General features: G+C 59.1%; 10 protein-coding genes. 2 read left to right on the plus strand and 8 right to left on the minus strand.

The features are described from left to right. Positions 1-2: 2 nt before the first annotated feature. The 8 genes from J7E41_RS09435 to J7E41_RS09470 form a co-directional block, all read right to left on the minus strand. Positions 3-1,346, minus strand: a complete 1,344-nt coding sequence (locus J7E41_RS09435) for a 3-oxoacyl-ACP reductase (RefSeq protein WP_214992028.1) — start codon at positions 1,344-1,346, stop codon at positions 3-5. A 174-nt stretch (positions 1,347-1,520) separates the two neighbouring features. Continuing rightward, positions 1,521-4,058 carry an acyl-CoA dehydrogenase gene (locus tag J7E41_RS09440; RefSeq protein ID WP_214992030.1) on the minus strand — a complete coding sequence of 846 codons (2,538 nt, stop codon included), beginning with the start codon at positions 4,056-4,058 and terminating at the stop codon, positions 1,521-1,523. A gap of 266 nt (positions 4,059-4,324) precedes the next feature. After that, positions 4,325-5,770: an outer membrane protein transport protein gene (locus tag J7E41_RS09445; RefSeq protein ID WP_214992032.1), complete on the minus strand. Its 1,446-nt coding sequence runs from the start codon at positions 5,768-5,770 to the stop codon at positions 4,325-4,327. A gap of 109 nt (positions 5,771-5,879) precedes the next feature. Then, on the minus strand, positions 5,880-6,386 hold the full coding sequence (gene praB / locus J7E41_RS09450; protein WP_214992034.1) for an alkane oxidation protein activator PraB: 507 nt from the start codon (positions 6,384-6,386) through the stop codon (positions 5,880-5,882). 128 nt (positions 6,387-6,514) lie between these two features. Further along, the gene (gene praB, locus J7E41_RS09455; RefSeq protein WP_214992035.1) at positions 6,515-6,997 is read right to left on the minus strand and encodes an alkane oxidation protein activator PraB; all 483 of its coding nucleotides are present in this window, start codon (positions 6,995-6,997) and stop codon (positions 6,515-6,517) included. Between the two features lie 133 nt (positions 6,998-7,130). After that, complete coding sequence (praA, locus tag J7E41_RS09460) at positions 7,131-7,628, minus strand: alkane oxidation protein activator PraA (RefSeq protein WP_214992037.1); 498 nt, start codon at positions 7,626-7,628, stop codon at positions 7,131-7,133. A gap of 146 nt (positions 7,629-7,774) precedes the next feature. Further along, positions 7,775-9,052, minus strand: a complete 1,278-nt coding sequence (locus J7E41_RS09465) for an alkane 1-monooxygenase (protein WP_214992039.1) — start codon at positions 9,050-9,052, stop codon at positions 7,775-7,777. Positions 9,053-9,378: 326 nt separating this feature from the next. Beyond that, positions 9,379-10,377 carry an alpha/beta fold hydrolase gene (locus J7E41_RS09470; protein ID WP_214992041.1) on the minus strand — a complete coding sequence of 333 codons (999 nt, stop codon included), beginning with the start codon at positions 10,375-10,377 and terminating at the stop codon, positions 9,379-9,381. A 321-nt stretch (positions 10,378-10,698) separates the two neighbouring features. Between J7E41_RS09470 and J7E41_RS09475 the strand changes: the two genes are divergently transcribed. Both J7E41_RS09475 and J7E41_RS09480 read left to right on the plus strand, forming a co-directional pair. After that, positions 10,699-12,255, plus strand: a complete 1,557-nt coding sequence (locus J7E41_RS09475; protein ID WP_214992043.1) for a flavin-containing monooxygenase — start codon at positions 10,699-10,701, stop codon at positions 12,253-12,255. After that, positions 12,252-13,145 (plus strand): SDR family NAD(P)-dependent oxidoreductase, encoded by an 894-nt coding sequence (locus J7E41_RS09480; RefSeq protein ID WP_214992045.1) that lies wholly within the window; start codon positions 12,252-12,254, stop codon positions 13,143-13,145. The genes J7E41_RS09475 and J7E41_RS09480 overlap by 4 nt, the downstream gene beginning before the upstream one ends. Positions 13,146-13,172: the final 27 nt, after the last annotated feature.

Raw genomic sequence — 13,172 nt, forward strand, 5'->3', positions numbered from 1 at the left:
GGTCAGGCTCCCAACAGGCTTTGGCCGCAAACCCGTACCACCTGGCCGTTGACGCCACCGGACGCCGGATGCGCAAGCCAGGCGATGGTTTGCGCCACGTCGATAGGCTGGCCACCCTGGGACAAAGAGTTCATTCGTCGCCCGGCTTCGCGGATCATCAGCGGGATCTTCGCGGTCATCTGGGTTTCGATAAACCCAGGGGCCACGGCATTGACCGTCACCTGCTGCTTCGCCGCCCGGGGCGCCAGGCCCTGGACCAGGCCAATCACCCCGGCCTTGGAAGTGGCGTAGTTGCTTTGCCCTAGGTTGCCGGCGATCCCGGAAATCGACGAAACACAGACAATCCGCCCGCCCGGTTTCAATCCTTGCCCTTCCAGCAACGCCATACTGAGCTGCAACGGCGCGTCCAGGTTGACCGCCAACACGCTACGCCACGCGGCTTCGGTCATCTTGGCGATGGTCTTGTCGCGGGTGATCCCGGCGTTGTGCACCACCACATCAAAGGCACCGTGTTCGCTGACATGGGCCTGCAATTTTTGTGCGGCATCGGCGGCGGTGATATCCAGCGCCAAGGCCGTGCCGCCAACGCTATCGGCCGCCTGCTGCAGCGACTCCTGTGCTTGCGGCACATCCACACACACCACCTGCGCACCGTCACGGGCCAGGACTTGGGCAATCGCCAGGCCAATGCCTCGGGAGGCGCCGGTGACCAGGGCGCGGCGACCACTGAAGGGTTTGTCCCAATCGATATCGGTGGGTTGATCGACCGGTTTTTCCAACCGCACCACTTGCCCCGACACATAGGCCGAACGCCACGACAGGAAGAATCGCAGGCTACTTTCCAGAGCGCTTTCGGCGCCCGGCGCCACATAGATCAACTGCACGGTAATCGCCCGTCGCAACTCCTTGGCCAATGAACGCACCAAGCCTTCCAGGGCACGCTGGGCGATGGCTTGAGGCAAGTGCTTGCACTGCTCGGGCGCAGTGCCGAGCACCACCACCCGTGCGTGTTGCGCCAGGCGCCGGGCATTGGTGTGGAAGAATTCGTAAAGCTCATCCAGCTGTTTGAGCTCGACGATCTCGCTGGCATCAAACACCGCGCCCTGCACCTTGACCGTGGACGGCGCCTTGATCGTCGCCGGTTGTGCGGTCACGGTGTCGGTGGCCGTGAAGATCCGTTGCACTTCAGCCGCCAGGCGCCCTGCCCCGGCCACGATCACCGGGTTGGCCAACCCTTGTTGGCCGCTGCGATGGCGCTGCAACGGCAGCGGTTGTGGCAACCCGGCGGTCTTGGCGAACCAGCGTCCCCACGGGGAGTTGACGAAAGATAGATAGCTGTCACTCATATATAGATTCACTCACAACACTGTCTTGCCATGGAAACCCGATCCATGTGGGAGCCGCGGTGCGACGATTCGACTTGCTCGCGAGGCGGTGGGCCAGCCACCGGATGCATCGACTGATACACCGCTTTCGCGAGCAAGCCCGCTCCCACACGGACCGCATTCCTCCAGCATTATTTAGTTAACCGATGCGTTCTCGCCTTGGCTCACGCGCTTTTTTACACTGGGTTTTGCTGCTTGCTCCAGCGCCTGTTGACGCCGCTGCAAAGCCTCCAGCAACCCGAAGTCCTGCGGGAAGTCGTCCACCTGGATGCCGTGATCGGCGTATTCCACATAGCGGCCCAGCAGCGTGTCTTCGTCGTCGCTGATCAGGTCCAGTGCTCGGGCCTTGATGCGCCAAGCGGTAAACGCAGTAGCAGAAATAGGCATCGGTTCGATCAGGCCCCGCTTGATCGCCGTCTTGAGGCGCGCATCGATAACGTCCACCTGTGGCAGCAGGCGCAAGGCCAGTTCGCCATAGGCCAGCTTGTCGATTTCCGGCCGTGGAACGTAGGAGTTGGCCAGCAAGCGGTCACGGGTTTCCCCCGGGATTTGCACCAGTTCCGCCACTTGGGCCAGCAGGCGATCCGAGGGTTTGCGCTGCGGGATACCGAACGGAAAACTCAAGCCACGAATCACCATCGCCGCCGGTTTTGACGGGTAGTTGTCGAGTACTTCAGCCAGGGCTTCATGGGCGCGCAACAACGCGTCCTGCACCGCCCAATGCACCAGCGGCAAGTCTGCCTGAGGCCGGCCATCATCCTCGAAACGCTTGAGTACGCAGGACAGGATGTACAACTGCGACAGAATATCCCCCAGGCGCCCGGTGATGCTTTCCTTGCGCTTGAGGGCACCGCCCAGCACGCCCATGGAAATATCGGAAATCAGCGCCAGCACCACCGACAGCCGATTGGCTTGACGGTAGTAGGACGCCAGGGCCGGCTCGGTTTTATCCGGAACGGAAATCAGCCGCCCGCCCGTCAGCGAATGCACCGCAGCGCGTACGGTATTGGCCAGCACAAAGCTCAGATGGCCAAACATCGCGCTGTCGAAATCCACCAACGCCTGACGATGGTCGGTGTTGCGCGCCGCTTCCATCTCGCGCAACACATAGGGGTGGCAGCGAATCAGGCCCTGACCGTAGATGATCAGGCAGCGGGTCATGATGTTCGCGCCTTCAACGGTGATGGCAATAGGGCTTTGTTGGTAGGCACGGGCCAGGAAATTGTTCGGCCCCATGCAGATGCCTTTGCCGGCGACGATGTCCATGCCGTCGTTGACAATGATTCGCGCACGCTCGGTGACGTGATATTTGGCAATCGCCGAAATCACCGACGGTTTTTCACCGGCATCCAGAGCCGCCACCGACACCTTGCGCACCGCATCACACGCATACAGATGCCCGGCCATACGTGCCAACGGTGCCTGCACGCCTTCAAACTTGCCGATGGGCAGACCGAACTGCTTGCGCATCGCCGCATAGGCCGTGGTCCCGCGCACTGCAACTTTGCCTAGGCCGACATTGGCCGACGGTAGGGAAATCGCCCGCCCGGCCGCCAGGCACTCCATCAACATGCGCCAGCCGTTGCCTACTTGTTCGCGGCCACCAATCACCCATTCCAGGGGAATGAAGACATCCTTGCCGGTGGTAGGACCGTTCTGGAATACCGCGTTGAGGGGCCAGTGACGACGACCACTGTTCACGCCTGGATGAGAGGTCGGGATCAGCGCACAGGTGATCCCCAGGGAACCGGGCTGGCCCAGCAGGCCGTCCGGGTCTTCGGCGCGGAACGCCAGACCGAGCACCGTGGCGATGGGGCCAAGGGTGATGTAGCGCTTGTCCCAGGTAACGCTGAAACCCAGCACTTCCTGGCCTTCATGCATCCCTTTGCAGACGATGCCCAGGTCAGGAATCGCACCCGCATCGGAGCCGGCATACGGGCTGGTCAGGGCGAAGCACGGGATGTCTTCACCCCGAGCCAGGCGCGGCAGGTAGTCATTGCGCTGGGCATCGGTGCCGTAGTGCAGCAGCAGTTCGGCCGGGCCGAGGGAGTTGGGCACCATCACCGAAATTGCCGCCGCCGAGCAACGGGTCGACAGCTTCATCACCACTTGAGAATGGGCGTAGTGGGAAAAGCCTTTGCCGCCGTATTGCTTGGGAATGATCATCCCCAGGAAACCGGCGTCCTTGGTGTACTGCCAGCCCTCGGGGGACATGTCTTGCCAGATCTGGGTGGTTTCCCAGTCGTTGGCAATGTCGCAGAGGGTTTCCACTTCGTTATCGAGGAAGGCTTGTTCCTCGGCCGTCAGGCTCGCCGGCGCGGCTTGCAGCAGGCGCTCCCAACGGGGTTTGCCACTGAACAGCTCGGCATCCCACCACACGGTGCCGGACTCGATGGCGGCGCGTTCGGTGTCGGACATGGCCGGCATGATCGTGCGAAACAGGCCCAGAGCCCTGCTCGTCAACAGGTTGCGGCGCAAGGGTTTGATGGAAAGCAACAGCGCTGGCAACACCACCAGAAGCGCCGTGACCGTGACACCCAAACCCGCCACTGCGTTGAACAGATAACCACCCGCCAACCAGACCAGCCCGGCACCCAGCCACAGGGTGGCAGACGCTTGTCGATACGCCAGGGCAATCGCCGCAGCGAGTCCCGCCAATAACCAGATAACCATGGAGATACCTCACTTGATTCAGGGCGTAGCCAATACGGAGGCAGATCGATAAGACCTGCGGCGTAAAGCCACACTACAAACTTGGAAAGATAATTTCAAATTTTGTTTTTAAATTTATATTTAATGCTTTGACGAAAAAAGAGTGACTGAACGAGTCAGCCTTGGTGTTCAACAGGAAAGGAGATGGCAACGAGGACTTGGGTAACCGTATGGAGCGAGCATCAAGATGCGCTTGATGCCCTCTCCTCCGGCTGTCTTGGACGACCTTAGAACTTGTAGGTGGCCGACAGGCTGACCACATCGCCCGAGGATTCGGCCTTGCCATCGAGTTGGGCACCGCCCAGTCGATCGACGTTTTTGGTCTTGAGGTTGACCTTTTGTACGAACTGGTGCGAGTACGCGCCATCAATGGTAAGGCCCGGTACCGCCTTGATGTCATAACCGGCACCAAACGCCAGGAAATAGCGGTCACCGTCGGGAATCCGCGGATCGCGGGTGGAGTTGCGGGTAGGTGTCTGGTCGTACGCTACGCCGGCACGCAGGGTGAGTTCGTCGGTGGCTTTGTAATCGCCACCAATGGACGTCATCCACGAGTTTTTGTAGTTATACGGAATCGCCACAATGGTCGAACCTTGAGATTTCAGCGTCAGGTCCTGGAACGACGACCATTCGGTCCACTGTGCACTCATGCCCAAGGTCCAGCGATCGTTGAACTGATGCACCCAGTCAATCGCCGCCGTGGCCGGGATGTCCAGTTGAACACTGGCGTGAGCACCGTCCGGGAACAACTTGAGGCCCGGGTACGCGAACTCCACCAGCGTTTCGCCGTTGGGCCCGAAAGGCGTCGTCATGGCATTACGCCCGACCGCATCAGTCTTGAAGTTATATTTGCCGGTCATCTTGTTTTTGATTTTGGCGTGGTAGTTCAGACCCAGCGTGTCTTGTGCCGTCGGCTTCCAGACCACACCACCAAACCAACCGACCGAAATATTATCGACCTTGACCCTGATCAGCGACTCGCCGATGCCCGATGGGAACTGAGACCCACCCAGTCCCGGTGAGTTGGCGGCCGCCGCGTACAAGTCAACGTTCTGACTGACGAAGCCCTGACTGCGTTGAACAATGGCACCGCCGCCCACCGAAAACTCGTCGTTTACCTTGAACGACAACGAGCCAGTAAGTCCCACGGTTTCGATTTTTGTATCGACTGCAAAGTCACGAAACTTGGAACCCTCATCCCAGGTAGTACGCATCCCCTGAGGCACAACCTGGCTCAGGCCAAACGCAAAACGGTCGCCGATCGGAATAACCAGAAAACCTGTCGGCAGCCAGGCCGTGAAGCCCCCTTGGCCGCCGTTGTTGTTATTGAGCGTCGGATCACCCACGTTACCCAAGTCGTCCAGCACGGGCGTATTGGTGACCGGGTTACCGGCATAGTCGTAGGCCTTGCCGCTGTATTTGATCTTTACCCGGGCGTAATCGACCGTTTGTTGTGCAATGGTCGAATCGATGAAGGCCATGGCTGCGGGGTTGTTGTAAGCGGCGCTCGGATCGTTCTTGAACAGTGAACCACCACCGAAGGCACGGCCCCAACCGGGAGCGCCATAGGTCGGTGTGGAGAAACCACCCGCCTGTACTTGCCCAGTCGTTATCAGGCTTCCCAGCAAAGCCAGTCCCAGTAACGTTTGAGCGTGTTGTTTCTTATTGTTCATGCGGCACTCCTTATTATTATTTGCTCCCGGCCCCTGCCGGTTGATCGTGTACCCACTGGGCGTCTTTCAAAGAGCGCCTGCCTGAAGCGGCGTGACTGGTGCGTGGACTTCAAGGATGAGTGGTGAGCGAGCCGGCCAGCGTGACGCTCAACGACACCAGCGTGCAGTTGCTGTTCATTGCCTGATTGGCGGCCCCCAACATATGCGTGGCGTTGTCCCATGTGACGGCGAGACTGCCAGGGCCACAGACGGACTCGCCTGGTCGCGCAAGATTGAGCATCGAGAATCCAATGTTGGTGATGGTGCCTTGTGAAGCGCTGCTCAGGTTCACGCTCCAGGGCAGCCCCTGCACTTTGGGCAAGGTGCAGAGCGCGTTGTTGCCCGACAACGACGCAGCGGTAATGGTCGCCACACCGTTCTCATCGATGGACCCGGACACGCTGAGGTTGCATGTCATGGGCGCCTGGAAAGTCGCCGGCCATTTCAATACGACACTGCCGCCGGTACTGCTAAACGGCCCCGGTGGGCTGAAGCCCGCCGCGCCTGCCATGGAAGAGCCAACTCCCAGGCTGAATAACATCGAACCCAAAAGTGCTGTTTTCTTGAGGCTTTGCATTGCCATGTTCCCCAGACAATAAATACCGCTCACAACCGGCTCCGCCGGTGGCGTCCCCTCGACCGGGGCCTCTTGCGAGGCACCGGTCTTTCAACGGGTGATCAATCCTTTTCGGAGTCTTGCCGTAGTTAGTTAACCGATAGCGTCGGTGCCACAACGCTCAGCGATACCACGGTGCAGTTGCCGCTCAGCGACTGATTGGCTGCCGAGAGGGTTTTGGTGCCTGGTGTCCAAGCGACGTTAATAGTGGTAGGCCCGCAGTTGGTGGCCGGAACCGATGCGATCTTGTAGCCGACATTGGTCACAGTCCCGGTAGTAGCGGACGCGGCAGTCAGTACCCATGGGATGTTGGTCAGCGTCGGCAGGCTGCACAGACCGCCACCGGTCAGGGAAGCGCCGTTGATCGAAGCCACGCCACCGCTAACGTTGCCGGTAAAGGTAATGCCGCAGGTCACGGCAGCACCGAAGGACGAAGGCGACTTCACTACGATGGTGCCCGCATTCGTCGAGAACGGACCTTCCGGCGAGACCGAAGCAGCAGTCGCCATGGAAGCGGCGCCAAAGCACATTGCGAAAGAAGTTGCACAAACGAGGGTTTTCAAGCTTTTCATTGTTTTTCCTCACATGTATGGCGAATCATTTCGCCGGGGGTAATGGCCATGATCGAGAGGTCACGGTGAAACTGCAGAACTTCCCTTTCCAGCCAAATCTCAATTCAATTACCACTACAACATTCAAATACGTTTACTCGACGACCTTGAAGGTCGGCGGCATTTTGATCGACACCGTTTTAATGGTGCAGTCTTCGCCGATGGGCACGTTCACGGCTTCCAACTTGCCGGTGGCGTTATCCCAGGTCCCGTCGGCCGTAGAGGGGCCGCACTTGCCACCCAAGCCGAATGCGTGCACGTCGACGCTGATCTTTGACATCGAACCACTCTTGGTATCTTTGGCTACCAATATCCAGGGTAAGTTGGTCGCTTCGACCCGACTGCACTTGAGTCCGCCGTCGAACACAACTTTTTCGACACTGACGGACGCGCCATCCGCCGCCACCTTGCCGACCACTTTGATGGTGCAGTCGGCACTGATGAGGGCGCCCTTGGAGAAACTGATAGGCCCCTGGGCGGTAAACGCACTGCCGGCGGGTTCGATACGCGCAGCGGCCTGGGCCTGCTGATAGACAATAAGACCCAGTGCAGCCAATACAATATGGGTGGTGAACTTGGCAGTGGTTTGCATGGTTGACGCCCTTCCCTTGGTTTTATTTTTGTTCGGGTCAAACAACTTTCGTGCAACTAGTCAGTACTCGAAACCCATGAATCAGGGGCGATAAAAACCTGCGCGATACACAGATCCCGAGTACTTAAGCAACTGTCTACTTCATATCAAAAGCTGCTGGTATTGCCGTATTTCTCCAACATCTTCAAACGTTTTGGCGGGTGAATATTGGCTAAAGTGACATCACCCGAATAATGTTTGAGCACCCGATGATCCATCCGGCGACGCCACAAGTACGGCACATACGCCCAGACAATCATGCTTGCGTAGCCATAAGGCAGTTGTGGTGATTCATCAAAGTGACGCAAGGACTGATAACTGCGAGTCGGGTTGGCGTGGTGATCGGAATGACGCTGTAATTGGAACAGAAAGATGTTGGTGACAATCCGATTACTGTTCCACGAGTGCCGAGGCGAGCACCGTTCATAACGACCGTTAGGCAACTTCTGGCGCATCAAACCGTAGTGCTCGACGTAGTTCACCACTTCCAGCAACGAGAAGCCGTAGACACCCTGGATCACCAGGAACGGAATCACGCCAATCCCCAGCCAGGCAATCATTGCGCCCCACAACACCACGCTGTACATCCAGGCACTCAGTACGCCGTTCTTCCAATGCCAGGCCGGCAGCCCCAGTTTGCGCAGACGCTCACGCTCCAGGTTCCAGGCCGAGCGCGCGCTGAACCCTACCGAGCGTGGCAGGAAGGCCCAGAAACTTTCCCCCAACCGCGAGCTGGCCGGATCTTCCGGTGTCGCAACACGAACGTGATGGCCGCGGTTATGTTCGGTGTAAAAGTGTCCGTAGAAGGTGGGCGCCAGGGTGATCTTCGCCAGGATGACTTCCAACAGGCGCGGCTTGTGACCCAGCTCATGGGCGGTATTGATGGCAATCCCTGTGGCCGCGCCGGTGGACAGAGCCATGCCCAGGTAGGTGAACCCACTGACTTCGCCATGCAATTGTGTGCGGGCGGTGATATAGCTGGCGGTTTGCGCCATCCAGCTCGACGGATCCATCGACGCAGTGGCATGCAGCAGGCCGCCGCTGATGATCCAGTCGATGCCGCTGACCGCCAGCCAACCGGTGATGATCACCGAAGAGATGACAAACAGGACGCCGGTGTAGACGATCCAACGATAGTAGCTTTGGGATTCAAGGCCGCTGACGGCGGATTCCGGCGGGTTACTGACGTCTTCGCCCAACAGGCCATCGATCAGCGGGATCAGGCCGAAGATCACCAGTACGCCGACCCACCACAGTTGCTGTACACCGGTGGTAATGGCGAGGGCGCCGGAGAGCAACGGAGTTGCCAGAGGCATGATGCCGAGCCACCACAAGTGACGCTTGCCATCGGTCCAGACGTGCGGGGCTGCCAACGTCTGATTCATGGCAACCTCCGCGCGCTTGGCGCAACGCGGCATGGCAGGGAAGCAAAATGAACAGTGAACAGGTTCAGGGAGCGATGACTGCTCCGGGAAATCAACCATGCGATAAAAGACGTTTTTTTCATTATTTTATTCGCTCTTAGGCATTTCAAAAATCATTTCAAAACAAACATTGAAATATTTTTTTAAATAAATAGCGCGTAATCGTTAGGTCGTCAACTACTTTCTCGGACCCTTTGAAACGTGACCGCACAGTCTGTTTTTCATCTGTGCGGTCAGGCGTCTAGAGCACGCTTTGAGGACTATTGAACACGCCGTGATTGCCACAATTATTTGCTCGCCAGGGCAAAGGGCGGATGCAAGATCATGGCGTTTTGCGCTGGCCGGGCACGCTTGGCCACCTGTTCGACCAGGGCCGCAATGCGCTCCGGCACGGTGATCGGCAACATATGCCCGGCACCATTGACCAATTGCAGTTTCAGCCCCGGTACCTTGTCCGCCAGAGCCTGGCCGTGTTTGCGAAAGTCCAGCACCTTGTCCCGCGAGCCATAGATCAAGCCAATCGGCAGGCTGAGCTGCGGGTAACGCTTGACCATCTCCGGCAGGTAGTCGTTGACCAGGGCAATCTCGCTGGAGGCCGCATAGAAGTTACCGGGCCGCATGCCCAGCAGGCCCCCGCCACGGATGGAGAAGTCACCCGGTGCGACCTCGGGCGCAAACACACCCTTGACCACCGAGCCTTTGGTCAACATGCCCAGGGGCGCCGCCAGGGTGTGCGATACCCAACGCCGCAGCCACGCCGGGCGCACCGCCAGTGACCAGAACACCATCGGCAAGATGGGTTGAGGATGGGTCAATGGCGCCACCAGGATCACGCCTGACACCGCGTGGGGATGATCGAGGGCCAGTGCCAGGGAAATCGCACCGCCGAGGGAATGCCCCAGCACCAGCGGTTGGCCCAGGTTCAGCGCCTTGATAAAAGTCGCAATTTGCCGGGCCTGTGCCGGAAGGTCGGCAGCCGTGCCTGTATGACGAGTGGAATACCCCGAACCCGGTCGATCAAGGGTGATCACCCGGAACTGCTCACGCAACTGCGCTGACAAGGCATAGGTCAGGTTACGGCTGCTGCCCATCAAACCGTGGATCATCACCAACGGCGGGCCCTTGCCCTCTTCTACATAATGAAAGCGCTCGCCATCGACCTCCAGGAAGCGCCCGCTGATCGGAACAGCCGCTTCGATACGCCGTGTTATCCAGGCACTGATGCCCCATAACACCGCACTGGCCCCCACAAACACACCCGCAGCAACAACCCATTCAACAGCCATAGCTCGGCCCTCTGCTTCCCTGTGCTTGGAGGCCGACCGGAATTGATCGAGCCCCCAGCCAATCGTCCACACCCTGGACCCTGTTGCATGCGTAAAGCGCTCATCCGTCGGACAGCTCGCACTTGAGGAACTGGTTCGTAGCGTAGGCGATATTTTTCAGGCACATTATTTAAAATGTTTTTTAAAATAATTAATTCAATTTTTCTTTGCAATGGTGTTCTATCTATTTGTGGCGAATCAGTTAGCCCAAGCCATAACAAAAACAGGAGCCCATCCGATGCCTCAACCCGCAAGGCGCACAGCGCCCACGAGGGACACCTTATGAATGCTTATTCCCAGCAGGACACCACAGGGGATCGCGTTGACATCGCCATCATTGGCTCAGGCTTCGCCGGGCTGTGCATGGCGATCAAACTCAAGGAAGCAGGCCTGCACGACTTTTTCATTGCCGAGCAGGCGGACACCCTCGGCGGCACCTGGCGCGACAACCACTACCCCGGCTGCGCCTGCGATGTGCAATCTCATGTCTATTCGTTTTCCTTCGCGCCCAACCCGGACTGGACACGCCAGTTCGCGCCCCAAGCCGAGATTCGCGCCTACCTGGAACAGTGCGCCCACCGTTACGAACTGGCGTCTTACTTGCGCTTCGGCATGGGCCTGGACCAAGCCGTATTCGATGATGAACAGCAACGCTGGAACCTGAGTTTCAGCAATGGCCGCCAGGTCAGCGCCCGAGTGCTGGTATCGGGGATGGGCGGCCTGTCGCGCCCCGCGCTGCCGGACATTCCTGGCCTGGACAGCTTCAAGGGCAAACGCTTCCACTCCCAACTGTGGGACCACGACTATTCATTGAAAGGCAAACGCGTGGCGGTGATCGGCACCGGTGCCAGTGCCATTCAGTTCGTGCCGCAGATTGCGCCGCACGTGGCGCACCTGGACCTGTTCCAGCGCACCCCACCATGGATCATGCCCAAGCGGGACCGGCCGATTTCACGCGCTGAACGCTGGGTTTTCAAACACCTGCCCTTCACCCAGCGTCTGGTTCGCGGCGCGCTCTACCTGGCCCTGGAAAGTCGCGTGGCGGGCTTTGCCCTGCATCCTAAACTGATGAAGCTGGTGCAAAAGATCGCCGTGCGTCACTTGCATAAACAAGTGGCTCGCCCTTCCCTGCGCAAAACCCTGACTCCCGACTACACCATCGGCTGCAAGCGCGTACTCATCTCCAACGACTACTACCCGGCGCTCTCACGCAGCAATGTGCAGGTCGTCACCGACAGCGTGTCGCGTATCGACGCCGATGGCGTGATCACCGCCGATGGCATCAAACACCCGGCGGATTGCCTGATTTTCGGCACCGGCTTCCAGGCCACCGATCCCCTGCCCCATGGCTGCATCATCGGCCGCGACGGAATCGACATCATGGACACCTGGCGCGACGGCGCTCATGCCTATCTGGGTACCACCGTGCCGGGTTATCCCAACCTGTTCCTGATCGTCGGCCCCAACACCGGGCTGGGGCATAACTCGATGATTCTGATGATCGAAGCCCAGGTCACCTACATCCTCGATGCCTTGCAGCAGATGCAGCGACAACGCTTCGACACGGTAGACGTCAAGCCCGCCGTGGAAAGCGCCTACAACCTCACCCTGCAAGAAAAGCTCAAACGCACCATCTGGTCCACCGGTGGCTGCCAAAGCTGGTACCTCGACCCGCGCACCGGCAAGAACACCACCTTGTGGCCCGGCTCAACCTGGCGTTTCAAACAGATCACCCGGCATTTTTCCCTCAAGGATTACGTGGTCAGCACAGCACCTGTTACGGCTGATTCGCGTCCACTTTTGCACCCCAACACCACGGCGGAGGGCAGCCTGTCATGAAATCATTTACCGGCCGCGTAGCAGCCATCACCGGCGCTGCATCAGGCATGGGCCGCGCGCTGGCCCTGGCGTTGGCTCGGGAGGGCTGCCACCTGGCCCTGGCCGATAAAAACAGCCAAGGCCTGGCACAGACGGTGGAGTTGGTGAAGACCTCGACCCTGTCGCCCGTGCTCGTCACCTCTCAAGTACTGGATGTTTCCGACCGCCAGGCAATGCTCGACTGGGCTGCCCGCTGCTTTGCCGAGCATGGCCAGGTCAATCTGATTTTCAACAATGCCGGCGTCGCCTTGTCGAGCACCGTCGAAGGTGTGGATTACGCCGATCTGGAATGGATCGTCGGCATCAACTTCTGGGGCGTGGTCCACGGCACCAAGGCCTTTCTGCCGTACCTCAAGGCCTCTGGCGACGGGCATGTGATCAATACCTCAAGCGTATTCGGCCTGTTCGCCCAACCCGGAATGAGTGCCTACAACGCCACCAAGTTCGCCGTACGTGGTTTTACCGAATCCCTGCGCCAGGAGCTGGACCTGCAGCGTGGCGGTGTTTCGGCCACCTGCGTGCACCCCGGCGGGATCCGCACCGACATCTGCCGCAGCAGCCGGATCGATCCCAACATGACCGGATTCTTGATCCACAGCGAACAACAGGCCCGGGCCGACTTTGAAAAGTTGTTCATCACCGACGCCGACCAAGCCGCCAAAGTGATCCTGCGCGGTGTGCGCAAAAACAAGCGCCGCGTGCTGATCGGCCGCGACGCCTACGCCCTGGACCTGCTGGCTCGTTGCCTGCCGGCGGCCTATCAGGCGCTGGTGGTGTTCGCCAGCAAACGCATGGTGCCGAAAAAGGCCAAGGCGCCAGTCTTTGAAACCCAGGACGAACACCGTCTTTAACCCTTTATCACGCCACGGAGCACCCAA

It is taken from the genome of Pseudomonas fluorescens, from assembly GCF_018614655.1.
GTDB classification, from domain to species: domain Bacteria; phylum Pseudomonadota; class Gammaproteobacteria; order Pseudomonadales; family Pseudomonadaceae; genus Aquipseudomonas; species Aquipseudomonas fluorescens_BX.

Coding starts and splice junctions, on each gene's coding strand:
- praA (WP_214992037.1), bottom strand. CDS start 7,628: ATGCAAACCACTGCCAAGTTCACCACCCATATTGTATTGGCTGCACTG.
- J7E41_RS09470 (WP_214992041.1), bottom strand. CDS start 10,377: ATGGCTGTTGAATGGGTTGTTGCTGCGGGTGTGTTTGTGGGGGCCAGT.
- J7E41_RS09475 (WP_214992043.1), top strand. CDS start 10,699: ATGAATGCTTATTCCCAGCAGGACACCACAGGGGATCGCGTTGACATC.
- J7E41_RS09480 (WP_214992045.1), top strand. CDS start 12,252: ATGAAATCATTTACCGGCCGCGTAGCAGCCATCACCGGCGCTGCATCA.
- J7E41_RS09465 (WP_214992039.1), bottom strand. CDS start 9,052: ATGAATCAGACGTTGGCAGCCCCGCACGTCTGGACCGATGGCAAGCGT.
- praB (WP_214992035.1), bottom strand. CDS start 6,997: ATGAAAAGCTTGAAAACCCTCGTTTGTGCAACTTCTTTCGCAATGTGC.
- J7E41_RS09440 (WP_214992030.1), bottom strand. CDS start 4,058: ATGGTTATCTGGTTATTGGCGGGACTCGCTGCGGCGATTGCCCTGGCG.
- praB (WP_214992034.1), bottom strand. CDS start 6,386: ATGCAAAGCCTCAAGAAAACAGCACTTTTGGGTTCGATGTTATTCAGC.
- J7E41_RS09445 (WP_214992032.1), bottom strand. CDS start 5,770: ATGAACAATAAGAAACAACACGCTCAAACGTTACTGGGACTGGCTTTG.
- J7E41_RS09435 (WP_214992028.1), bottom strand. CDS start 1,346: ATGAGTGACAGCTATCTATCTTTCGTCAACTCCCCGTGGGGACGCTGG.